Below are 23838 nucleotides of genomic sequence, written 5' to 3' on the forward strand. Positions count from 1 at the left end.
ATTATCGTCTCCTCCATTCAATCCATTTCATTATAATCTCACTAAGTATGAAAGAACAATGACAACTATGTTAAATTAATAATGGGTAAGTATAAATACATATTGAATCGAACTCTTGTATGTTTATAAAAGATGCCGATATAAAAAATAGATTTATTTAGGGAAGTGTAATACATATGACAAAAACAGTGAAAGAGATTACGGAAGCTTTACAAGCTGCGAAAGTTTATGCCAGCTGGATGAAGGATATCGAAAAGGATGAGCGGGCTGGAGTTCAAAAAGCTTGGAAACAATGGGTTAGTCGTAGGGAAAAGGAGAAGAAAAAGCGAGAAGAGCACGAGAAAAAAATACAGTTTGATCGTTCCTTTTTGTCTTCGGATCAACAGTTGTTAGTAGGTCTAGATGAAGCAGGAAGGGGGCCGTTAGCAGGACCAGTCGTTACCGCTGCGGTCATTCTTCCAAAGGATTGTGAACCTTTTTTAGGAATCAATGATTCGAAACAACTTTCAAAAAAAGTAAGGGAGGAATTTGCTCAAATTATTAAAGGGCATGCCCTTGCCTATTCGATTCATTTTCAAAGTGCCCAAGTCATTGATGAAATCAATATATACGAAGCAACAAAACAATCGATGAAAAAATGTGTGGAAAGTTTAACAATTCGTCCAGACTTTTGTATTGTAGATGCCCTTGTTTTGCCAATCGATATCCCTCAACAATCAATTATTAAAGGGGATGCCAAAAGTTTATCGATTGCAGCAGCTTCAATATTAGCTAAAAATGCTCGGGATGAATATATGGAAAAGCTTCATCTTCAATATCCCGCATATGGCTTTGATCAAAATGCAGGATATGGAACGAAACAACATCTTGAAGCCCTTAAGCAATATGGGCCGATAAAAGAACACCGGAAAAGTTTTGAACCAATTAAATCGATGATGGAAAGTAAGGAGAGGTTACCGATATGACATTCACCTCGTTTAGTCCGATACAAATCCAACAAACGAATCGTACACAACAACAGCCCCTCGTATTGAAACAAGGACAAGTTTTTCATGGAACGATTAAGAAATTATATCCAGATCAAATGGCAGAGGTACAAATTGGGCAAACGAAATTTTTTGCCAAGCTTGAAACCCCTTTAAAAGCTGGAGATTCGCATTTTTTTCAAGTAACGGGGATGAACCCTCAAGCAGAGTTAAAAGTAGTTTCAGGTCCAATTCAGCAATCTCAAACGGTAGCCCAGCAAGTGAATCAATTACTTGAAATGATGAACTTGCCAAAAACGGCTGAAATGCAACAATTAGTTGCCCATTTTTTAAGAAATCAACTACCGTTATCAAAAGAACAATTGATACAAGCGGAAAATTGGTTAAATAATCTACCTGCAAATACTTCAAAACAAGAGGGGTTACAAGCTATACAAAAAATGGTGGAAATGAAAATGCCCTTTACAAACGAAATATTTAAAGGATTTCTTTTTGGTAGTAAAACGACTGGGATGTCCAATGCCATTTTAAATTTCACTACCTTAGTAATGGAAAATCAGACCATTCCAAGTTCAGTAAAATCCCAATTAATGCAACAATTACAAACAATTTCAAAACCTTTTAGTTTAGAAACTGGAGGTGTTGTATTATCAAAAGCTATTCAAACTTTAGTAACTGATGCCAATTCTATTCAAAAGACTCAATTAGTCAATTTTTTAAAAGCGGCGGAAATTTTCCCTAAAAATGCAACGATAGAAAATTGGATATCAGAAAGCTTTCAGCAAATTAAAACGTTAGCGAATTATTCCAATCAATCTTCTGCAAGTCAACTCATCCACAATGTGGTAAATGCTAAACCAAATGAAATGTCTCAAATGGTAAAAGAAGTTGAATCATGGATTTCGAATCAAAATCAATTGCAAAGCACCCAAAAAATTGAGTTACAACATTTAATATCCCGTTTTGAAACCCTCCCTTTAAATAAAGGGACAGTTGAATGGTTTGCACAACAACTTCACAAACAATTGATTATAGCTTTTTCTGAAAATACAATGCCTATTTTTTCAAAAGAACAAAATAGTATCACGATAAAAGATCAACTTTTATCCTTATTGAAACCGGAAATGATAAATACTTCATCTCCGTTGTTAAACTTAGTTAAAATCATGAATGAATCGTCTCAACCCGTATTACAAAATATGCTTCTTCAAGCAGAAGCAGAGGTTCAAAAAGCGATTGATAGTAAGGCAATAGAACAAGCTCTTAAAATGATTTTAAAAGGTTTAGGGATGAGTTATGAAGCATCTTTCAATAGTAAAGTTCAAGATTTTCAAGAAGCAGTACAATCATTAAAACCACAATTGTTAACGATTATAAACGATTCGCAAACCTCTCAAGCTTTAAAAGATGCTGCTGACAATATTGTTTCAAGATTAAATGGGATGCAACTACTTTCAGGGGAAAATGGACATCAACATCAACTTATTATGCAAATTCCCCTTCATTTTTTAGGAAAACAAACGGAAGCAACTATCCAGTGGAATGGTCGCATGAAGGAAAATGGAAAAATTGATGCTAATTACGCAAGAATTTTATTTTATTTAAATATGGATGCAATAAAGGAAACGGTTGTTGACATGCAAGTGCAAAATCGTATCATCACACTACATTTATATAATGATCATCCTCAATTAGAGCAATTAGCGGAGCCATTAAAAGAAATGTTAAAAACAGGACTTTTAGAAAAAAATTATCATCTTTCAGGAATATTTATTAAACCTTTTGAAAAAACAGTTTCCCGCCTAGTTTCAGCTAATACGATTGAAAAGAGCAAGGAAGCTAAAAGTCAAAATGGAGTCGATATTCGGATATGAGGGAAAAAAAGTTTGTTCGAAAAGAGGCTATTGCCCTTTCTTATAATCCTGAAGGAAAACAAAGTCCAAAAGTTATTGCAAAAGGGAAAGGGAAGATAGCAGATAATATTTTAGAAAAAGCATCTTCCCATAATGTTCCTATTTATGAGGATAAAAATCTTGTCGAACTATTAGGAAATCTAGATTTAAACGAATCAATACCGGAAGAATTATACGAAGCAGTTGCTGAAGTATTTGCTTTCATTTATAGACTTGATCGCAACTATCAAGAGAATAATGATAAAAAATTGTTATAAAAAAATAGAAAATATAGATAGACTGATAGCGATAAAATAGATAATATTGTAATAAAATAACTAATATTGTAATAAAATAACTAATATCATACAAATAATACTAATATAGACTTTATCAGAATATTTGTATAGAATGGTTATGGTTAACAAAATTATTTCCACAAGATTGATGGGAGGATGTATCATGAATATCCATGAGTATCAAGGGAAGGAAATCCTTAGAAAATATGGAGTAGCTGTTCCAAATGGAAAAGTTGCCTTTTCACCCGAAGAAGCAGTAAAAGTGGCGAAAGAGCTCGGTTCAAATGTAATCGTTGTCAAAGCCCAAATTCATGCTGGGGGTCGAGGTAAAGCAGGGGGTGTCAAAATCGCGAAGAACTTAGAAGAAGTTCGTACTTACGCGAAAGAGTTACTAGGGAAAATTTTAGTTACTCATCAAACGGGTCCGGAAGGTAAAGAAGTAAAACGACTTTACATTGAAGAAGGATCAGATATTAAAAAAGAATATTACTTAAGTTTTGTTTTAGATAGAGCAACTTCACGAGTTACTTTAATGGGCTCAGAAGAAGGCGGTATGGATATTGAGGAGGTAGCTGAAACTTCTCCAGAAAAAATTTTCAAAGAAGTGATCGACCCTGTTACAGGATTACTTCCATTCCAAGCTCGACGAATGGCGTTTAATATGAATATACCAGCAAAGCTTGTGAATAAAGCGGCAAAATTAATGTTAGGACTTTATGAAGCCTTTGTTGAAAAAGATGCATCCATTCTAGAAATTAATCCATTGGTCGTAACTGGTAATGAAGAAGTCGTAGCGCTAGATGCTAAATTCAATTTCGATGCAAATGCATTATATCGCCATAAAGATATTGTTGAACTACGAGATTATGATGAAGAAGATCCAAAAGAAATCGAAGCATCAAAATACGATCTAAGTTATATTCCGTTAGATGGCAATATCGGTTGTATGGTAAATGGTGCAGGCCTTGCAATGGCTACAATGGATACGATTAGTTACTACGGTGGGAAACCTGCAAACTTCCTTGACGTTGGCGGCGGTGCAACAACAGAAAAAGTAACGGAAGCATTTAAAATTATTTTATCGGATCCAAACGTAAAAGGTATTTTTGTTAACATTTTCGGCGGCATTATGAAGTGCGATGTAATCGCAGAAGGGGTTATCACTGCTGCTAAACAACTAGGTTTGAAAGTACCTTTAGTTGTACGTTTAGAAGGAACGAATGTGGATTTAGGAAAAGAATTATTAAATGCATCTGGTTTAAATATAGTGGCGGCAGATTCAATGGCTGATGGCGCTGAAAAAATTGTGGAACTCGTAGGTTAAGGAAGGCAGGGAGAATACATGAGTGTTTATATTAATGCAGACACAAAAGTAATTGTTCAAGGTATTACAGGGGAAACAGCTCTTTTCCATACGAAACAAATGTTAGAATACGGCACGAAAATTGTAGCTGGTGTAACTCCTGGTAAAGGAGGACAAGAAATCGAAGGAGTACCGGTTTTTAATACAGTACAAGAGGCTGTTCAAGAAACTGGCGCTAATGTATCGGTTATTTATGTACCAGCACCTTTTGCGGCAGATGCGATTATGGAAGCAGTAGATGCGGAATTAGACTTAACGATTTGTATTACGGAACATATTCCGGTATTGGATATGGTGAAGGTAAAACGCTATATGGAAGGCAAGAAAACACGCCTAGTTGGTCCGAACTGTCCTGGGGTGATTACCGCTGATGAATGCAAAATAGGAATTATGCCTGGCTATATTCATACAAAAGGTCATGTCGGCGTCGTTTCCCGTTCCGGAACATTAACATATGAAGCTGTACATCAATTAACGCAAGCGGGTATCGGTCAATCAACAGCTGTTGGAATAGGCGGTGACCCGGTTAATGGTACAAACTTTATCGATGTATTAAGTGAATTTAATAATGACCCTGAAACGTATGCAGTCGTAATGATTGGTGAAATCGGTGGTACTGCAGAAGAAGAAGCGGCAGAATGGATTAAAGCAAACATGACAAAACCGGTTGTTGGCTTTATTGGTGGACAAACTGCCCCTCCTGGCAAACGAATGGGACACGCAGGTGCGATTATTTCAGGTGGTAAAGGAACAGCGAAGGAAAAAATTAAGGCAATGAATAATGCCAGTATTGAAGTCGCTGCAACACCATCTGTAATTGGTGAGACTTTAATAAAAGTGTTAAAAGAAAAAGGCCTATACGACAAATGTAAAACCAATTAAAATACAAGGTGTAGCGTCCTCACGCTACACCTTTCTATTTTGCGGTCACGTTTTTTAAGAATAGCCTTCCCTCATAAATAGCCGAATTTCTATCTTATTAATTAGGAATGGGGCTATTTGGACTTCTTCAAAGTAGTATATTTCCCTGCATCTTCAGCTCAACTTTTTGAAACCTACTACTTATGGAATATGGATAAAAGGAGTGATTAAGTGGAGTATTCACAAGAACTACTTTCTCTCCATTATGTTTATCCTCTCACTTTAAACAAATTCCAAAAATTAGCGAAAACTCTCGGTTCTATACGAAATATCGGCAAACTCCATCCGACAGAATTAGCGGAGATATTAATCATTTCGACAAATTCTGCAGAAAAGCTATTAACACGTTATCACAGGGTAGTAAAAAAGAATTTAAAAAATGTCTACGATTCTGCTAATATAAAAATTATTCCTTATTACAGTAAATATTATCCAAGTAATTTATTACAATTAACAGACCCTCCAACCATTTTATATGCAAAGGGAGACGTTTCATTGTTAACCCAACCATTTAAGATTGCTATTATTGGTTCTAGAAAAGCGACAAATTATTCCTCTTTAGCAATGAATTGTATTATCCCGCCATTAGTTGAACAAAATATTGTCATTGTTAGTGGGCTGGCAAAAGGGGCGGATAGTTTAGCTCATTCTACTACGATCAAATATGGTGGTAAAACAATTGGAATACTTGGACACGGTTTTTCCCACCTTTATCCGAAAGAAAATAAAAAACTTGCAGAACAAATGGAAGGAAATCATTTGCTTATAACAGAATATCCTCCTTATGTTGGGGTTCAGAAATGGCATTTTCCGATGAGAAATCGTATTATTAGCGGTATTAGTAATGCAATTGTTGTAACAGAAGCGTCCCTTAAAAGTGGAACATTAATTACAACCGAGCACGCCTTAGAACATGGGAAGGATATATTTGTTGTACCTGGACCCATTGATTCTGAGCAGTCGAAGGGTACCAATAGTTTGTTACGAGAAGGAGCAATTCCGATTTGGAACGGCCAACAAATTATAGAGGAGTTAAAATTGTTTTTAGGTAAATATTGAAAAAAAGTTGCATTCTTAGAAAAACTGTTATACATTTTGCAACAGGTATTATTTTTGAGGAATAAACATTCTGCGTTTAAAACGCATTCAATATGAACAATTTACCTCTACAAGGGGGAAGTATATAGATGGCAGATTATTTAGTGATTGTAGAATCACCAGCAAAAGCAAAAACAATCGAAAGATATTTAGGGAAAAAATATACAGTAAAAGCATCGATCGGTCATGTTATTGATTTACCAAAAAGTCAAACAGGCATCGATACGGAAAATAATTATAAACCGAAATATATTACCATTCGCGGTAAAGGTCCTGTGCTACAGGAATTAAAATCAGCTGCAAAAAAAGCTAAAAAAGTGTATCTCGCAGCCGATCCAGACCGCGAAGGGGAAGCAATTGCGTGGCACTTAGCATCAGCTTTAAATATTGATATGGATTCAGAATGTCGTGTCGTATTTAATGAAATAACAAAGGACGCCATTCTTGATTCCTTTAAACATCCTCGGGCGATTAACATGGATTTAGTGGATGCCCAACAAGCAAGACGTATTTTAGATCGTCTTGTTGGTTATAACATTAGTCCAATTCTTTGGAAAAAAGTTAAAAAAGGATTGTCGGCAGGACGAGTTCAATCCGTAGCCCTTCGACTGATTATTGATCGAGAAGAGGAAATCAAAAATTTCGTTCCGGAAGAATATTGGACAATTGAAGGGAATTTCGAAAAAGGCAAAAAACAGTTTGACGCATTATATTTCGGAAATGGCAAAGAAAAAGTAAAACTTTCCAATGAAGAACAAGTAAAAGCTGTTTTAAGTAGTTTGAAAAATGACGAATTCCAAGTAGCAAATGTCGTGAAAAAGGAACGTAAACGTAATGCGGCGCCTGCTTTCACAACGTCCTCTCTACAACAAGAGGCTGCAAGGAAATTAAATTTCCGTGCTAAGAAAACGATGATGCTAGCACAACAACTATATGAAGGTATCGATATAGGCAAAAAAGAAGGTACGGTCGGGTTAATTACATATATGCGAACTGACTCAACTCGGATATCCGACAGTGCGAAAGCGGAAGCAACGAACTATATTAACGAGAAGTATGGGAAAGACTATATTGCCTCCGAACAAAAACAAGGAAAAAAATCAACGAATGCTCAAGATGCCCATGAAGCCATTCGACCGACAAGTGTGATGAGATCCCCGGAGCAATTAAAAGAAGTGTTAAGTCGAGATCAATTACGACTTTATCGTCTAATTTGGGAACGTTTTATCGCTAGTCAAATGGCTCCAGCTATTTTAGACACTGTTTCGGTTGATTTAGTAAATGGTGATGTTCAATTCCGTGCAAATGGTTCCTATGTAAAATTCCCTGGTTTTATGAAGCTATATATTGAAGGAACAGATGACCAATCGGAAGAAACAACAAAATTGTTGCCTGAAATGGAAGTTGGCGATACGGTAAAATCGTTAGAAATTGAACCGAAACAACATTTCACACAGCCGCCACCTCGTTTTACAGAGGCTCGTCTTGTAAAAGAGTTGGAAGAACTAGGAATCGGTCGTCCGTCGACCTATGCACCTACGTTGGATGTTATTCAAAAACGGGGCTATGTTCAGTTAGATGCAAAACGATTTGTCCCAACGGAACTTGGTGAAATTGTTCATCAGTTTATGGTAGAATTCTTCCCTGAAATTATTAATATCGAGTTTACTGCCAAAATGGAAGAAGATCTCGATAAAATTGAAGAAGGGCAAATCAACTGGGTAAAAATTATTGATGATTTTTATAAAGAATTTGAAAAACATTTAAAACATGCCGATGAGGTAATGGAAAAAATTGAAATAAAAGATGAACCAGCTGGTGAAGATTGTGAAAACTGTGGTTCACCAATGGTTTATAAATTAGGTAGATATGGTAAGTTTATGGCTTGTTCTAATTTCCCTGAATGTCGCAATACAAAGGCGATTATGAAACCAATTGGCGTAAAATGTCCAAATTGTGAAACGGGAGAAATCGTAGAGCGTAAAAGTAAAACGAAACGAATATTCTACGGATGCAACACTTATCCAGAGTGTGATTTTGTCTCATGGGATAAGCCAATTAGTAGACCTTGTCCAAAATGTAGTGCATTATTAGTAGAGAAAAAAATTAAAAAAGGTATTCAAATTCATTGTACAAATTGTGACTATGAAGAAGCACCGACACAATGATAGAAAGATGGTAGTAACATGACACAACAAATTGTAAACGTAATCGGCGCAGGTCTTGCAGGTAGTGAAGCGGCTTGGCAGATTGCTAAAAGAGGTGTAAAGGTACGTTTATATGAAATGCGTCCTGTCAAACAAACACCTGCACATCATACAGATAAATTTGCCGAACTAGTTTGTTCAAATTCATTAAGGGCCAACGCTTTAACAAATGCTGTTGGCGTAATTAAAGAGGAAATGCGTATAATGGACTCTGTCATTATTAAAGCGGCGGATAATGCATCTGTCCCTGCTGGTGGAGCACTAGCAGTAGACCGTCATGAATTTGCTGGATATGTGACAGAAACTGTGAAAAATCATCCTTTAGTGGAAGTGATTAATGAAGAAGTAACAGAAATTCCTGAAGGTATAACAGTAGTGGCTACTGGCCCATTAACTTCCCCTGCTTTAGCGGAGAAAATTAAAGAACTAACTGGTCAAGAATATTTATACTTCTATGACGCAGCTGCTCCAATAGTTGAAAAAGACAGCATCAACATGGACAAAGTTTATTTGAAATCTCGCTATGATAAAGGGGAAGCAGCTTACTTAAATTGTCCGATGACGAAGGAAGAATTTGATGCTTTTCGTGAAGCTTTAATTTCCGCTGAATGTGCACCGTTAAAAGAATTTGAAAAAGAAAAGTATTTTGAAGGATGTATGCCGATTGAAGTAATGGCTTCCCGAGGAGAAAAAACGATGTTATTCGGTCCGATGAAACCAGTAGGTCTTGAGGATCCAAGAACAGGAAAACGTCCATACGCGGTTGTACAATTACGTCAAGACGATGCAGCTGGAACTTTATATAATATTGTAGGATTCCAAACCCATTTAAAATGGGGAGAACAAAAAAGAGTGTTTTCAATGATTCCAGGTCTTGAAAATGTTGAAATTGTCCGTTATGGTGTAATGCATCGAAACACTTTTATTAATTCTCCGACTGTACTAAATAAAACGTACCAATTACGTGCAAATGAAAATATTTTCTTTGCTGGCCAAATGACGGGTGTTGAAGGGTATGTGGAATCAGCAGGGAGCGGCTTGATTGCGGGTGTTAATGCAGCAAGACTTGCTTTAGGACAAGAGCCGATTATATTCCCGTTCGAAACAGCTTTAGGAAGTATGGCTCGCTATATTACAGAAGCCGATTCTAAAAACTTCCAACCGATGAACGTGAATTTTGGTATTTTCCCTGAATTAGGAGAAAAAATTAAATCAAAACAAGAGCGGGCAGAACGCCACGCTAACCGAGCTTTGGCAACAATTCAAAATTTTGTGAATTCTCAAACCATATAATTGCTTATATACCTCATAAATTGTTATAATTTATGAGGTATTTTCTTTTGGGTATATTATTAACGACACAATAAGTATCTATCCTTTTGTTACTAAATTGTTAATGATACACGCAATTTTTACAAATTTTATTTAATAAAATACTTGATATATTTCCGAGTTAGGTATAGTCTCATTGTTGGACGTTTTTTATAAAATATGAAAAAGTTGTAGTTGGACGTTTATAACCTTCTTTATTTATGCAGACGCGATACAGATAAACAAATGGCTTTTCCACTTATTTGATTGGAGGTGTATTGCGATGCAGGTCAAATTCACAGACGCTTTGGATCAGTTTCTCCGTTATATTCAACTTGAAAAAAACTTTTCCGTACATACTGTTCGGGAGTATGAGTTTGATTTAAAAGATTTTCTAAGCTTTTTGTATTCAGAAGGTATAACGAACTTAGAAGATGTGGAATATATCCATGCTCGACTTTATATCACAAAGCTATATGATGAAAAGAAAGCTCGAACATCAATCTCTAGAAAAATCTCATCGATTCGCTCGTTCTTTAAATTTTTAAATCGTGAGTTCAACTTAGATGATTCTCCATTCCGATCACTATACCATCCTAAAAAAGAAAAGCGCTTACCTAATTTTTTCTACGAAGAGGAGCTTTCCCAACTGTTCGATAGAAATGTTGGGAACGACAATAAATCAATTCGCAATATGGCCTTGCTTGAATTACTCTATGCAACAGGGATTCGTGTTAGTGAATGTACTTCAATTGAACTAGAAGATCTTGATTTTCACTATTCAATCATTCGAGTTATGGGGAAAGGTCGGAAAGAACGAATTATTCCGTTCGGACAATATGCACATGAAGCATTAAGTAAGTATATTGAGGAAGTGCGTCCGAAACTTATGAAGAATGAAAAGCATAATAAGTTATTTGTAAATATGCGCGGAGGCGAACTTACTCCTCGTGGTGTACGTTACATACTTGAAGAGATGATTAAAAATGCTTCCATGCACACAAAAATATATCCGCATATGTTACGACATTCCTTTGCGACCCATTTATTAAATCATGGAGCTGATTTAAGAACAGTTCAAGAATTACTTGGACATTCCAGTTTATCGTCAACACAAGTTTATACTCATGTAACAAAAGAACATTTACGAAATACTTATATGAATACTCATCCACGAGCTTAGAATTGAGGAGGAACCATAATGGAACAATTTCATGCGACCACCATCTTTGCGATTCACCACAATGGACATTGTGCGATGGCAGGAGATGGTCAAGTAACGTTAGGAAATTCAGTTGTAATGAAACATACTGCTAGAAAGGTCAGACGTCTATTCAATGGTAAAGTGTTGGCTGGGTTTGCAGGTTCTGTTGCTGACGCATTTACGTTATTTGAAATGTTCGAAGCGAAGTTGAATGAATATAACGGCAACCTACAACGGGCAGCTGTAGAAGTTGCAAAACAATGGCGCGGCGATAAAATGTTACGTCAATTGGAAGCCCTTCTTCTTGTCATGGACAAATCTACTTTATTACTTATTTCAGGTACTGGGGAAGTTATCGAACCTGATGATGGTATTTTAGCAATTGGTTCTGGTGGTAATTATGCTCTTGCTGCTGGGCGAGCATTAAAACAACACGCAGGGGATCATTTAACGGCTAGTGAAATTGCAAAAGCTGCCTTAACTGTAGCAGCAGATATATGTGTGTTTACAAACCATAATATTATCGTGGAGGCGCTTGAAGAATGACACAACAACATTTAACGCCAAGACAAATTACAGAACAATTAAATCGTCATATAGTTGGACAACATAATGCGAAGCGTGCAGTAGCTATCGCTCTTCGAAATCGATACCGCCGTTCTTTATTAAGTGAAGAAATGCAAAATGAGATTATCCCGAAAAACATTTTAATGATTGGACCAACTGGTGTTGGGAAAACAGAAATAGCTCGCAGAATTGCGAAGTTAACGAATGCTCCCTTCATTAAAGTAGAGGCGACAAAATTCACGGAAGTGGGTTATGTAGGTCGTGATGTAGAATCGATGGTAAGAGACCTCGTAGAAGCATCAAGAAGACTTGTAAAAGATGAAATGATGGAAGCGGTAAAAGATGTAGCTGAGCAAAATGCAAATGAGGCACTGGTAAAATTGTTAGTCCCTTCAAAAGTGAAATCCAAAATGGCTCAAAATCCATTGGAAATGCTTTTTGGTCAAAAAAATGACAAGTCTGATGAAGACTCTAGTCATGAAGAAGCAGAAATTCGTACAAAACGTTCCCAAGTTTCAGAAGACTTAAAAGCGGGTAAACTGGAAGATAACTTCGTTACGGTGGAAGTGACAGAACAAAACACACCTTTCTTTGAATTAATGCCGGGAATGGGAATGGACATGGGCTCGTCAGGTATGCAAGACATGTTATCTAATCTTATGCCGAAAAAAGTAAAAAAACGTAAAATGAAAGTAAAGGACGCCCGTCGAATTTTAACGGTAGAGGAAGCCAACAAATTGATTGATTCTGATGAGTTAGCCCAAGAGGCGATTCGTCGTGCAGAGCAATCAGGGATTATCTTTATCGATGAGATAGACAAAATTGCCAGTCGTGGATCATCTTCGGCAGATGTATCCCGTGAAGGTGTACAGCGAGATATTTTACCGATAGTGGAAGGTTCAACGGTAACGACAAAATACGGCACGGTTAAAACAGACTTTATGTTATTTATTGCTGCAGGTGCTTTTCATATGTCGAAGCCTAGTGATTTAATTCCTGAATTACAAGGGCGTTTCCCAATCCGTGTTGAACTCGATAAGTTAACGAAGGAAGATTTTATTCGCATACTAAAAGAGCCGGATCAATCTCTTATCCAGCAATATAAGGCATTATTAGAAACGGAAGACGTTACGATTAACTTTACAGATGATGCGATTGACCGAATTGCTGAAATTGCTACGGAAGTCAATCAGGAAACAGATAATATAGGTGCTAGAAGACTTCATACAATTATGGAACGTTTATTAGAAGAATTATCTTTCGAAGCATCCGAAATTTCGCCAGCCCATATCGAAATTACGGCAGCGTATGTCGATAAAAAGCTGGAAAAAATATCGAAAAACAAAGATTTGTCACAATTTATCTTATAATTCAAGCTGAATTAGTTACAATAAATTTTAGGAACCTTTAGAATATTAAGTGAATTAATTTATGTACCCTATTAGGAGGATTTTTTAAAAATGAATTTATTAGCAAAAACTCGTAAGATTAACTCTATGTTGCAAGCGTCAGCTGGGAAGCCGGTAAACTTTAAAGAAATGGCAGAAACACTTGGAGATATAATAGACTGTAATGTATTTATTGTAAGCCGCAAAGGGAAACTTTTAGGTATTTCAATTCATCAACAAATTGAAAATGCTCGTATGAAAAAAATGTTTGAAGAACGTCAATTCCCTGAAGACTATACTCAACACTTATTCGAAATTACAGAAACATCACCTAATATCGACATTAATAGTGAACATACTGTTTTCCCAACAGAAAACCGTGATTTATTTGAAAATGGTTTAACTACAATTGTTCCGATCATCGGTGGCGGAGAACGTTTAGGTACTTTAATTTTAGGAAGATTAACTGATAGCTTTGAAGATGACGATTTAATCTTAGCTGAATATGGTGCGACAGTAGTAGGTATGGAAATTTTACGTGAGAAATCTGAGGAAATTGAAGAGGAAGCACGTAGCAGAGCTGTTGTTCAAATGGCGATTAATTCATTATCGTACAGTGAATTAGAAGCAATTGAACATATCTTTGAAGAACTTGATGGAAATGAAGGTTTATTAGTTGCTTCTAAAATTGCAGATCGCGTTGGAATTACACGTTCAGTAATCGTTAATGCTTTACGTAAATTGGAATCAGCTGGTGTTATCGAGTCTCGTTCGTTAGGTATGAAAGGGACTTATATAAAAGTATTGAATGATAAATTTTTAGCAGCATTAGCTGAAATTAAAATGAAATAAACGTAAATAAAAAAATAAGGTTTTGTCTCAAAAAAGAGACAAAACCTTATTTTTTATATGGAAATTTTACTAGTAGTACAATTAATATACTAATTTTCAAAAAAGTGATAATATTATTAATTGGGTGGAATTTCACGTAAAAAATGTCGAATTAAGTAGTAAGTTAGTAATTTGTAAATATTTTGTTGCGGTTTTTAAATAAAAATAGTCCCTATTTACTATAAAAAAACACTAAATGTTAATAGACTTAAGTAATAGTATACATTAAAATGAAGTTATTAAATTGAAATGTTTTGTAACATAAATTTAAAACTTGAGGTGAAGAGTTTGAGCTTATTCGGAGGAACTATTAGTAGTTTAGAAAATGGTCTAAATTACGCATCGTTAAAAAATAAAACGATTGCTCAAAATATAGCAAATGTTGATACACCGAACTATAAGGCGAAAAATGTCAGTTTTAAGCAAATGTTGACGGACGCCAAAAGTGAAACAATTTCCGCTTATCGTACGGATGCAAGACATTACGATTTTGATATAAAAACGTCTACTCCAGGTGTCTATAGTTATGAAAATTTTAACTATCGTAGTAATGGAAATGGTGTAGATATGGATGCGGAACAGGCAAGTTTAGCGGAAAACACAATTTACTATAATGCGCTAGTTGAACGTATATCGAGTAAATTTAATACGTTAAATAATGTCATCAAGGGAGGTAAATAACGATGTCTATATTCTCAAGTATGAATACAACGGCATCCGCATTAACTGCACAACGTTTACGAATGGACGTAATCTCATCCAACATTGCCAATGTTGATACGACTCGTGCAAGACAAGTAAATGGAGAATGGGAACCTTACCGTCGTAAATCGGTGACGTTAACAGAGGATAATGGTCAGTTCTCTAGTTTTCTGAATATTGCAATGGGGAAAAAGGATAATGCTGGTAATGGAGTGAAGGTAACGAGAATTAATGAAGATACTGAAACTCCTTTTAAATTAGTTTTTAACCCTACACATCCAGATGCAAACGAAGAAGGATATGTAGAAATGCCGAATGTTGACTTATTAACGGAAATGGTTGATCTAGTATCAGCAACTCGTTCTTACGAAGCAAATGTCACAGTGTTTAATGCTAATAAATCAATGTTGACAAAAGCATTAGAAATAGGGAAATAAGTTGAGTAGAAAGGGGTGGTTATGATGGCGATAAATCCAGTATCGATTATGCCTACACAATCACAAGTAAATGAAACTAAGTTAACAACTCCGACAACGTCATATGAGGCACAACAATCTTTTGCAAATACATTAAAGGATGCGATTGCATCTGTAAACAATCAACAAATTACATCTGATGCTATGACGGAAAAACTGATCAAAGGTGAAGATGTTGAACTACATGAAGTGATGATTGCTGCACAAAAAGCGAGTGTTAGTTTAAACGCAACAATGGAGGTACGCAACAAGGCAGTTGAAGCATACCAAGAAATTATGCGCATGACTATTTAAATCTTGACGATAAATTGTTGGTGTATACACAATAATCGGAGGATACATAATGAATGAACGACTTTCAAAAGTGAAATCAGACTCTACCCAATTTTGGAAGAGTCGAACAAAAAAACAGAAGGGGGCAATATTCGGTACATTAATCGGTGTTGTTGCCCTAGCAGGTATACTTACATATTTCTTAACTAGAACAACGATGGTGCCACTTTTTACGGAACTATCAGCTAGTGAAGCTGGTGAAATAGCAGAAGTATTAAGTGCCCAAGGAGTTACATACGAAATTGCCCCTGGTGGTACGAATATTTTAGTGCCGGAAGATCAAGTGGATTCATTAACAGTTTCCCTTGCAGCTCAAGGATATCCAGATTCAGGTGAAATTAATACTTCATTCTTTACTTCAAATGCTGGTTTTGGGATGACGGACAATGAATTCAATGTCATTAATCTTGCGGCTACACAAACTGAATTAGAAAACTTAATCAAAACAATTGATGGTATCAAAAATGCCAATGTAATGATTACAATGCCTGAGCAAGGTGTGTTTGTAAACGATGCTACACAACAGGCAAGTGCATCCATCGTATTGGATACAGAACCAGGTCATCAATTTACGGATGAACAAATTAAAACTTTATATAATCTCGTATCAAAAAGTATTCCAAATTTAAGTACAGATAACATCGTAATTACTAACCAATACTCCGAGTATTTTGATTTAGAACAAGCTTCGAATGGTTCAGGTTCTGTTGATTCTGTTGAAGGACAAATGCAAGTGAAAAAGTCGATTGAACGTGATTTACAAAGACAAGTTCAACAAATGTTAGGCACGTTAATGGGGAATGACAAAATCGTCGTTTCTGTTACGACGGATATAGACTTTAAACAAGAAAATCGCCAAGAAAATATTGTTGAGCCTGTAAATGAAGAAAATATGGAAGGTATTGAAATTAGTGCTCAACGTATTACTGAAACTTATTCCGGTACAGGTGCAGCTTCGGGGACACCAGAAGCGGAAACAGGAACAGATAATTTCGTAAATTATGATGAAGTTACTGGTGGAGACGGAACTTACGAACGGGTAGAAGAAACGATTAATAACGATGTGAATCGTATTACAAAAGAAATCCAAGAAAGTCCATATAAAATCCGTGACCTCGGCATTCAAGTAATGGTTGAACCACCAGTACCAGATGATGCTACATCTTTATCTGAAGATGTCAGAGGAGATATCGAACAAATACTTTCAACAATTGTACGTACAACGATTGATAAAGAAGCGGCTGGTGAATTAACTGATGAGCAAATCGATGAAAAAATTGTCGTTTCCGTTCAGCCGTTTTATGGTAATGACGCTACAGCTGTTGAAGAAACTCCTACGATTCCTTGGTGGATCTGGGTTGTTGGTGGAATATTAGTAGCGGTTATTTTATTGTTAGTATTCTTCATTATTCGTTCGAAAAAGAAAAGAGAAGAAGAAGAACAATATACGATTATTGAAGAACAAGAAGATTTAATCGTAGATGATATCAATGAAGAAAAAGAAACAGAAGGTACAATTCGCCGTAAACAACTGGAAAAAATGGCGAAAGAAAAACCAGAAGACTTTGCTAAACTATTGCGAAGTTGGATTACTGAAGATTAATGGGGGGTTCGACCTTGTCCAAGAAAGAAAAAGGGTTAACAGGGAAACAAAAGGCAGCTTTACTGTTAATTTCTCTAGGACCAGAAGTTTCTGCTTCTGTCTATAAACATTTAAATGAAGAAGAAATCGAACGTCTTACGTTAGAAATCTCAAGTGTAAAAAAAGTTGAACCTAGTATTAAAGAAGATATAATAGAAGAATTTCATAATATCGCATTAGCTCAAGATTACATTTCACAAGGTGGAATCGGTTACGCAAAAACCGTTTTAGAAAAGGCACTAGGAGAAGAACAAGCGCAAGCAATTATTAACCGTTTAACTTCTTCTTTACAAGTAAGACCTTTTGATTTTGCTAGAAAGGCCGATCCTGCCCAAATTTTCAACTTTATTCAAAATGAACATCCGCAAACAATTGCGTTAATTTTATCATACTTGGATCCAGGGCAAGCCGGAGTTATCTTATCCTCCTTGCCCCAAGAGGTACAGGCGGATATCGCGAAACGTATTGCGATGATGGATTCGACTTCACCTGAAGTAATTAGCGAAATTGAATCTGTATTAGAACGTAAACTTTCTTCTACTGTTACTCAAGACTACACAGAAACTGGTGGCGTAGATGCAGTAGTAGAAGTGTTAAATGGTGTTGATCGTCAAACGGAAAAAACAATTCTCGATGCGCTTGAAATTCAAGATCCAGAACTTGCTGAAGAAATTAAAAAGAGAATGTTTGTCTTCGAAGATATCGTTACGTTGGATAATCGTTCGATTCAACGAGTTATCCGGGATTGTGAAAATGAAGACTTACTTCTGTCTATGAAAGTAAGTAGTGAAGAAGTGAAGGAAATTATTTTCAATAATATGTCCCAACGTATGGCTGAGACATTTAAAGAAGAAATGGAAATAATGGGACCTGTTCGTCTTCGTGATGTGGAGGATGCTCAATCACGAATTGTTGGAGTTATTCGCCGATTAGAAGATGCAGGGGAAATCATTATCGCTCGTGGTGGAGGAGATGACGTCATTGTCTAGAATCATCCGTTCAAATGCCGTCCAACCAGAGAAAAAAGATGTTGAAATCCAACTTCGAAATTTATTTACTGTTGATTTCGAAGATGGAAATTCAATTCATCAACATACAATGACCATTTCAGACGTTTACTCTGAGAGAGAAAGATTAATTTCCCAAGCAATGGAGCAAATCGAACAACAGAAACAGGAGTTTGAACAATATCGTCAAGCTCAGTTGGAAAAGCTGGAACAAGCGAAGCAATTATGGGATGAAGAAAAATTAGTTCTTGAACAAAATGCTTATGACTCAGGATTCCAAAAAGGTTATGAAGAGGGAATGAAAAAAGCCCAAGCGGATATGGAACTTTCCTTGAAAGTAGCCAATGAAGTAGTGGAAGATTCTCGCCTTAATGCTCAAAAGTACATCGAAGAACAAGAGCAAGTTATTTTAGACATTGCTTTAACATCAGCTGAACGAATTATAGGTTCGGCATTAGAAAAAGATGAAAATGTGTATTTATCCATCATTAAACGGGGGCTAAAAGAAGCTCGTGAAATGAAGGAAATTAAATTATACGTTCCACCAACTTATCATCGATTAGTAACACAAAATCGAGATGAGCTAGTAGCAATGTTTCCAACCGATGTTCCATTTCTTATTTTCGTAGATGAGGATCTAAACGATACTGATGGTTATATTGAAACAAATCACGGACGAATTGTTGTGTCAATTGATGAGCAGTTAAACGTACTTCGCATAAAGTTGAACGAAATTTTAGAAGGTAAGGAATGATAGGATGAAAGCGGCTCAATTAATAAAGAAAATTCCAAATGTTGAAACATTCAAGAAGTTTGGTAAAGTGAACCGTGTTGTAGGATTAATGATTGAGTCCCAAGGTCCTGAAAGTTCTATCGGAGATGTTTGTAAAATTCATGTAAACTCATCAAAAAACGGACACCAAGTCATTTTAGCTGAGGTAGTTGGCTTTAATAATGAATTTGTCATTTTAATGCCCTACACGTCCATTCGGGAAATTTCGATTGGATGTCTTGTAGAAGGAACTGGGAAACCCCTTGAAATTAAAGTAGGCCCTGAATTAATAGGGAAAGTATTAGATTCGATGGGGAACCCATTTGATGGATCAAACTTGCCGAAAGGGTTAGTTACCGTTCAAACGGAAAAAGAACCACCAAATCCATTAACAAGACCGCCAATTCATGAACAGCTTGAAGTCGGTGTGAAGGCCATTGATGGTATGTTAACGGTAGGTAGTGGTCAACGGGTTGGGATATTCGCTGGTTCCGGTGTAGGGAAAAGTACTTTACTTGGAATGATTGCACGCAATACCCAAGCAGATATTAATGTAATAGCTCTAATTGGTGAGCGTGGACGGGAAGTTCGAGAATTTATCGAAAGAGATTTAGGGGAAGAAGGGTTAAAACGGTCTATTGTCGTAGCAGCCACAGGCGATCAACCGGCTTTAATGCGTATAAAAGGTGCTTTTACTGCAACGGCTATCGCTGAGTACTTTAGAGATCGGGGTTTAAATGTCATGCTGATGATGGATTCCGTTACTCGGGTTGCTATGGCACAGAGGGAAATTGGACTAGCTACAGGGGAACCCCCTGCTCAGAAAGGGTATACCCCTTCCGTCTTTTCCATATTGCCGAAACTTTTGGAGCGTACAGGTACCAATTTAAACGGGACGATTACAGCCTTTTACACTGTATTAGTTGATGGAGATGATATGAACGAGCCAATTGCTGATACAGTACGAGGAATATTGGATGGACATATCGTTTTAGATCGCTCCTTGGCAAATAAAGGTCAGTATCCTGCTATTAACGTCTTGAAAAGTGTCAGTCGTTTAATGAATCATATTTCCCATCCAGAACATGTAAAAGCGGCTGAACGATTAAGAGAACTTTACTATACGTATGCCAAATCAGAAGATTTAATCAATATTGGAGCATATAAAAAAGGTACATCGAAGGAAATAGATGAAGCCATTCAATATGAGCCACTTATTACAAACTTTTTAAAACAAAGTTATAAAGAGAAAGTCTCACTTCAACGTACTGTTAATGAAATGATCGCTTTATCAAATGGTGGTGGTAAGTAATGGTTCAATATACATATCGTTTCGAAAAAGTATTAACTTTACGGGAACAAGAAAAACAACAAACAGAAGTAGCCTATAAAGAATCGGTAAGAGATTTTGAAGAAGTTGCTACAAGATTATATGAATTGTTAAAGAAAAAAGAAGACTTAATTACTTATCAAAATGAACGGCTAACAGTAGGGGCTACGATTGATGAAATTTATCACTTTTCAATTTTCATCGATAGTTTGGAGCATACGATTGCAGACGTACAAAAGAAAGTCGTTCAAGCTCGTGCCAAAATGAATTGGTATGAACAAAAGTTGCTCGAAAAAAACTTGGAAGTACGAAAGTTTGAAAAAATGCGTGATAAAGATTATGAAACCTATAAGACGCATGAAGAGAGAATGGAGATGCTTCAATTAGATGAACTCTCCTCCCTACAGTATTTTAAGAAAGAAATCAGGTGATTTCATGGCAAAAGAAAAATTGAATAAAAACAAACCAACAAATCAACTAATAGAAGAAGAAAAATCCCCTGGAATTTTTCAAAAATTATTTTATTTAGTTTTTATTCCATTGTTATTTGTTATTGCGATATTACTAGGGATTGCTTCATTTACGAATTTCAATGTTTTTGAAAAAGCATCGGAACTGATTGATTCATTCAAGTCAGAGGAAGCTTCTACGGAAGAAACAACAAAAAATTATGATCAAAAAATTGTTGAATTGGAAGCGCAAGTGAAAGAAAAAGAGGCAGAAATTGAACAGCTCCAATCCCAATTGCAAACAGCAAAAGATGAAAAACAAACCGATGAAGCTGAAAAAGAGCAATTACAATATGAAATTGAAAAATTGCAGCAGGAACAAAGTGAAACTAAAAAGGAATTTGAAGACATTTTAAAATCCTATGAGGAAATGTCAGCCAAATCGGCAGCGCCAATTATTGTTGAAATGAGTGATGATGAAGCGTTGAAGATTTTATCAAATATGCAACCAGAAACGTTATCTGCCATTTTATCAAAAATGGAACCAGCTGATGCGGCGCGCTACACGGAACTTTTATCGAAATAATAAGTAGCTGTAGTCAAAGGAGGTGAAACAATGAATATTGGAATAATGCAGCTTACTGTGCCAACAAAGAGTGCAAATTTGGTGACGTCATCATCAGCTAAAACAGTATCTACTTCCCAATTAGAAGGGGTAAAAAATAATAACTTTGGTGATATATTCCAAAAAGCAGTTTTATCTACAGCAGAGGATATGGGTACTCTAGAGGAAGTAACAGAAGGTGTGGACTTACAAAAAATAGCTGAATTATTAAATTCCCAATCACCTAACGAGGTTATGGATTTATTAGGAATCTCCCATGATGAAGGGCTATTGATGGTTCAAGTTGGTGAGGATGGAAAAGCGGTAGCCATGGATGAACTAATGAATTTAGACGATTTACTTGCTGTATTAAATATTGATGTAAATGAATTGCTAGAAATGATGCAACAAGTAAAAGGGAATGACATGACCGATACTAATAATCTATGGGAGTTAATAGATACTGTAGTAGAGGAAGGCCCTGTGCTTATTCAACAGTTAATAGCTGCGTTTCAAGGTGATCATCAAGTGACATCGAAACAAGCTGAAAAATTATTGGAATTACTAAAATTATCCGAAGTCGTTGGAAGGCATTCCGATTTGTTAGGTGTGCAATCAACTAAAATTACCCAATTGACGGAATTTCTAAAATTGTTCAATGAACAAATAAAAGAACTGGCTAATAAGCAAACTACAACTCAACCTTTCATGACACAAAGGACAGAAACAACTGTGGCGAACAAAGTGTCAATAGAAGGATTTGAACAGGTTGTTAAACAAGTAACGAAGAACACTCAACTTCATGAAACAGCCCAAAGTTCGATTTCAACAGTAACAACATCGACAAATACTACTAAAACCTTCAATATTCAACTTCCTGTAGAGAAGGGAGCTCAATCGGAGGCTTTAGCAAAAGAGATTCAAAATTTAATCAATCGAAGTCAATTTTCTAATAGTCAAGGGACAATGAAATTACTATTAAAGCTTTATCCTGAAAACTTAGGATCTATTCGAATTGAACTGATGCAACAAGACGGTGTTTTATCTGCTAGATTACTAACATCAACCGCAGTCGGAAAGGAATTGCTGGATAGTCAGTTGCAACAATTAAAAACAGCCTTTGCTCAACAAAATATCCAAATGGATCGAATTGATATCGCCCAAAGTTTACAAGAAACAGACCGTAACTCCCGCGATCAAAATCAATTTGACAATTTGTTTAAACAGCAACAATCTGAACAAGATGATACCGATCAAGATGAGCAAGACGACCAAGATAAAAAATCCTTTCAAGATTATTTAATAAATGAGGAGGTGTAACAATTGGCTACAACGGGTATTACAAATGATTATTATTTAACACCAACCCCGACTACAAAATATAGTGAAACGGGTGATAATTCCAGTCTAGGTAAAGACGCCTTTTTAAAAATATTAATCACCCAATTACAAAACCAAGATCCGACTCAACCAATGGATGATAAAGAGTTTATTTCGCAAATGGCTCAATTCTCTTCTTTAGAACAAATGCAAAATATGACAACAGCAATGGAAGATTTATTAATGTCTCAAATTCAAACGCAATTGATGTCATATACAACATTTGTAGGAAAAGAAGTAAAATGGCATGAAATAACAGATGAAAAAGATGAAGAAGGTAATTATATCATTAATGAAGGTACAGGCATTATTAATGAAATGAAATTTGTTGATGGACAAGCTGTCTTCATTCTCGATGATGGGAAAGAAATTACAGCTGGCAATATTTCATCTATCCTAAATACGGATGCTACCTCAAGTACAGAAGAAGAAAATCCATTAGTGAAAGCAAGCCAATTAATCGGTCAAACGATTCAATACTCATCTAATGGAAAAATGATACAAGCGACAATCGAATCAGTAACAACAAATAATACATTAATTGAGTACATTTTAAACAATGGTGAAAGATTACAAAGAGATGAATTTGAATTGATAAATGAATAAGGTTGGTGACAAAGGTGAATCGTATTGGAATTCAACACTTGCCATTACAACCAACAGTTCAAATTCAACCTAATAAAACAACTTCGCCCCAAATAAAACAATCTTTTGTAAGTCATTTACAAGAAGCAACGAGCAATCGAGAGCTTAAAATTAGTAAACACGCAAATGAAAGATTAACAGAAAGAAATATTCAAATTTCTGAACAACAATGGCAAGTTGTAACGGACAAAGTTTTTGAAGCCCGTTCAAAAGGTGTGAATCAACCATTAGTCTTGATGGAGCAAGCTGCGTTGATTGTAAGTGCAAAAAATGCAACCGTTATTACAGCGATGGAACGCACAGAAGCAAAGGAGCAATTGTTTACGAATATTGATGGGACAATTGTACTTTAAATGATAGGCAGGACCGAG

At 36.0% G+C, this 23838-nt stretch carries 24 protein-coding genes; all 24 read left to right on the top strand.

What is annotated here, in order from left to right:
- Positions 1–176: 176 nt before the first annotated feature.
- A complete protein-coding gene (locus MHH69_RS05595) occupies positions 177–965 on the top strand; it encodes a ribonuclease HII (protein ID WP_122970340.1) in 789 nt (262 codons plus the stop codon).
- Positions 962–2860, top strand: a complete 1899-nt coding sequence (locus MHH69_RS05600; RefSeq protein WP_341361868.1) for a hypothetical protein — start codon at positions 962–964, stop codon at positions 2858–2860. The genes MHH69_RS05595 and MHH69_RS05600 overlap by 4 nt, the downstream gene beginning before the upstream one ends.
- Positions 2857–3156, top strand: coding sequence for an EscU/YscU/HrcU family type III secretion system export apparatus switch protein (locus tag MHH69_RS05605; RefSeq protein WP_122970342.1), 300 nt, complete (start codon positions 2857–2859; stop codon positions 3154–3156). The genes MHH69_RS05600 and MHH69_RS05605 overlap by 4 nt, the downstream gene beginning before the upstream one ends.
- Before the next feature lie 184 nt (positions 3157–3340).
- A complete protein-coding gene (gene sucC / locus MHH69_RS05610; protein ID WP_122970343.1) occupies positions 3341–4501 on the top strand; it encodes an ADP-forming succinate--CoA ligase subunit beta in 1161 nt (386 codons plus the stop codon).
- 18 nt (positions 4502–4519) lie between these two features.
- Positions 4520–5422, top strand: a complete 903-nt coding sequence (gene sucD, locus MHH69_RS05615) for a succinate--CoA ligase subunit alpha (RefSeq protein WP_122970344.1) — start codon at positions 4520–4522, stop codon at positions 5420–5422.
- Between the two features lie 210 nt (positions 5423–5632).
- Complete coding sequence (gene dprA, locus MHH69_RS05620; protein ID WP_122970345.1) at positions 5633–6520, top strand: DNA-processing protein DprA; 888 nt, start codon at positions 5633–5635, stop codon at positions 6518–6520.
- 128 nt (positions 6521–6648) lie between these two features.
- Positions 6649–8727, top strand: a complete 2079-nt coding sequence (gene topA / locus MHH69_RS05625) for a type I DNA topoisomerase (RefSeq protein ID WP_122970346.1) — start codon at positions 6649–6651, stop codon at positions 8725–8727.
- An 18-nt stretch (positions 8728–8745) separates the two neighbouring features.
- Positions 8746–10059: an FADH(2)-oxidizing methylenetetrahydrofolate--tRNA-(uracil(54)-C(5))-methyltransferase TrmFO gene (gene trmFO / locus MHH69_RS05630; RefSeq protein ID WP_122970347.1), complete on the top strand. Its 1314-nt coding sequence runs from the start codon at positions 8746–8748 to the stop codon at positions 10057–10059.
- 301 nt (positions 10060–10360) lie between these two features.
- Complete coding sequence (xerC, locus tag MHH69_RS05635; protein WP_341361869.1) at positions 10361–11260, top strand: tyrosine recombinase XerC; 900 nt, start codon at positions 10361–10363, stop codon at positions 11258–11260.
- An 18-nt stretch (positions 11261–11278) separates the two neighbouring features.
- Positions 11279–11827: an ATP-dependent protease subunit HslV gene (gene hslV / locus MHH69_RS05640; protein ID WP_122970349.1), complete on the top strand. Its 549-nt coding sequence runs from the start codon at positions 11279–11281 to the stop codon at positions 11825–11827.
- On the top strand, positions 11824–13218 hold the full coding sequence (gene hslU / locus MHH69_RS05645; RefSeq protein WP_122970350.1) for an ATP-dependent protease ATPase subunit HslU: 1395 nt from the start codon (positions 11824–11826) through the stop codon (positions 13216–13218). Before hslV ends, hslU begins: the two co-directional genes overlap by 4 nt.
- A gap of 90 nt (positions 13219–13308) precedes the next feature.
- Positions 13309–14088, top strand: coding sequence for a GTP-sensing pleiotropic transcriptional regulator CodY (codY, locus tag MHH69_RS05650; protein ID WP_122970351.1), 780 nt, complete (start codon positions 13309–13311; stop codon positions 14086–14088).
- Positions 14089–14415: 327 nt separating this feature from the next.
- Complete coding sequence (gene flgB, locus MHH69_RS05655; protein ID WP_122970352.1) at positions 14416–14808, top strand: flagellar basal body rod protein FlgB; 393 nt, start codon at positions 14416–14418, stop codon at positions 14806–14808.
- 2 nt (positions 14809–14810) lie between these two features.
- A complete protein-coding gene (gene flgC / locus MHH69_RS05660) occupies positions 14811–15266 on the top strand; it encodes a flagellar basal body rod protein FlgC (RefSeq protein ID WP_122970353.1) in 456 nt (151 codons plus the stop codon).
- Between the two features lie 24 nt (positions 15267–15290).
- Entirely contained in the window at positions 15291–15599 is a 309-nt protein-coding gene (gene fliE / locus MHH69_RS05665) for a flagellar hook-basal body complex protein FliE (RefSeq protein ID WP_341361870.1), read from the top strand.
- 49 nt (positions 15600–15648) lie between these two features.
- Entirely contained in the window at positions 15649–17241 is a 1593-nt protein-coding gene (fliF, locus tag MHH69_RS05670; protein WP_122970355.1) for a flagellar basal-body MS-ring/collar protein FliF, read from the top strand.
- 14 nt (positions 17242–17255) lie between these two features.
- Positions 17256–18269 carry a flagellar motor switch protein FliG gene (gene fliG / locus MHH69_RS05675; protein WP_122970356.1) on the top strand — a complete coding sequence of 338 codons (1014 nt, stop codon included), beginning with the start codon at positions 17256–17258 and terminating at the stop codon, positions 18267–18269.
- Complete coding sequence (fliH, locus tag MHH69_RS05680) at positions 18253–19041, top strand: flagellar assembly protein FliH (RefSeq protein ID WP_338322875.1); 789 nt, start codon at positions 18253–18255, stop codon at positions 19039–19041. Before fliG ends, fliH begins: the two co-directional genes overlap by 17 nt.
- Before the next feature lie 4 nt (positions 19042–19045).
- Entirely contained in the window at positions 19046–20371 is a 1326-nt protein-coding gene (gene fliI / locus MHH69_RS05685; RefSeq protein ID WP_341361871.1) for a flagellar protein export ATPase FliI, read from the top strand.
- On the top strand, positions 20371–20820 hold the full coding sequence (gene fliJ, locus MHH69_RS05690) for a flagellar export protein FliJ (RefSeq protein ID WP_341361872.1): 450 nt from the start codon (positions 20371–20373) through the stop codon (positions 20818–20820). The genes fliI and fliJ overlap by 1 nt, the downstream gene beginning before the upstream one ends.
- Positions 20821–20824: 4 nt before the next feature.
- A complete protein-coding gene (locus MHH69_RS05695; protein ID WP_122970360.1) occupies positions 20825–21424 on the top strand; it encodes a MotE family protein in 600 nt (199 codons plus the stop codon).
- 30 nt (positions 21425–21454) lie between these two features.
- The gene (locus MHH69_RS05700; protein ID WP_341361873.1) at positions 21455–22762 is read left to right on the top strand and encodes a flagellar hook-length control protein FliK; all 1308 of its coding nucleotides are present in this window, start codon (positions 21455–21457) and stop codon (positions 22760–22762) included.
- Between the two features lie 3 nt (positions 22763–22765).
- Positions 22766–23428, top strand: a complete 663-nt coding sequence (gene flgD, locus MHH69_RS05705) for a flagellar hook assembly protein FlgD (RefSeq protein WP_122970362.1) — start codon at positions 22766–22768, stop codon at positions 23426–23428.
- 14 nt (positions 23429–23442) lie between these two features.
- Positions 23443–23820: a TIGR02530 family flagellar biosynthesis protein gene (locus tag MHH69_RS05710; RefSeq protein WP_122970499.1), complete on the top strand. Its 378-nt coding sequence runs from the start codon at positions 23443–23445 to the stop codon at positions 23818–23820.
- Positions 23821–23838 lie beyond the last annotated feature (18 nt).

It is taken from the genome of Ureibacillus sp. FSL E2-3493, from assembly GCF_038077515.1.
Classification (GTDB): domain Bacteria; phylum Bacillota; class Bacilli; order Bacillales_A; family Planococcaceae; genus Ureibacillus; species Ureibacillus halotolerans.

Excerpts from the sequence above, each read along its gene's own strand:
- MHH69_RS05595 (WP_122970340.1), top strand. The coding sequence starts at position 177 with ATGACAAAAACAGTGAAAGAGATTACGGAAGCTTTACAAGCTGCGAAA.
- MHH69_RS05600 (WP_341361868.1), top strand. The coding sequence starts at position 962 with ATGACATTCACCTCGTTTAGTCCGATACAAATCCAACAAACGAATCGT.
- MHH69_RS05605 (WP_122970342.1), top strand. The coding sequence starts at position 2,857 with ATGAGGGAAAAAAAGTTTGTTCGAAAAGAGGCTATTGCCCTTTCTTAT.
- sucC (WP_122970343.1), top strand. The coding sequence starts at position 3,341 with ATGAATATCCATGAGTATCAAGGGAAGGAAATCCTTAGAAAATATGGA.
- sucD (WP_122970344.1), top strand. The coding sequence starts at position 4,520 with ATGAGTGTTTATATTAATGCAGACACAAAAGTAATTGTTCAAGGTATT.
- topA (WP_122970346.1), top strand. The coding sequence starts at position 6,649 with ATGGCAGATTATTTAGTGATTGTAGAATCACCAGCAAAAGCAAAAACA.
- trmFO (WP_122970347.1), top strand. The coding sequence starts at position 8,746 with ATGACACAACAAATTGTAAACGTAATCGGCGCAGGTCTTGCAGGTAGT.
- xerC (WP_341361869.1), top strand. The coding sequence starts at position 10,361 with ATGCAGGTCAAATTCACAGACGCTTTGGATCAGTTTCTCCGTTATATT.
- hslV (WP_122970349.1), top strand. The coding sequence starts at position 11,279 with ATGGAACAATTTCATGCGACCACCATCTTTGCGATTCACCACAATGGA.
- hslU (WP_122970350.1), top strand. The coding sequence starts at position 11,824 with ATGACACAACAACATTTAACGCCAAGACAAATTACAGAACAATTAAAT.
- codY (WP_122970351.1), top strand. The coding sequence starts at position 13,309 with ATGAATTTATTAGCAAAAACTCGTAAGATTAACTCTATGTTGCAAGCG.
- flgC (WP_122970353.1), top strand. The coding sequence starts at position 14,811 with ATGTCTATATTCTCAAGTATGAATACAACGGCATCCGCATTAACTGCA.
- fliE (WP_341361870.1), top strand. The coding sequence starts at position 15,291 with ATGGCGATAAATCCAGTATCGATTATGCCTACACAATCACAAGTAAAT.
- fliF (WP_122970355.1), top strand. The coding sequence starts at position 15,649 with ATGAATGAACGACTTTCAAAAGTGAAATCAGACTCTACCCAATTTTGG.
- fliH (WP_338322875.1), top strand. The coding sequence starts at position 18,253 with ATGACGTCATTGTCTAGAATCATCCGTTCAAATGCCGTCCAACCAGAG.
- fliI (WP_341361871.1), top strand. The coding sequence starts at position 19,046 with ATGAAAGCGGCTCAATTAATAAAGAAAATTCCAAATGTTGAAACATTC.
- fliJ (WP_341361872.1), top strand. The coding sequence starts at position 20,371 with ATGGTTCAATATACATATCGTTTCGAAAAAGTATTAACTTTACGGGAA.
- MHH69_RS05695 (WP_122970360.1), top strand. The coding sequence starts at position 20,825 with ATGGCAAAAGAAAAATTGAATAAAAACAAACCAACAAATCAACTAATA.
- MHH69_RS05700 (WP_341361873.1), top strand. The coding sequence starts at position 21,455 with ATGAATATTGGAATAATGCAGCTTACTGTGCCAACAAAGAGTGCAAAT.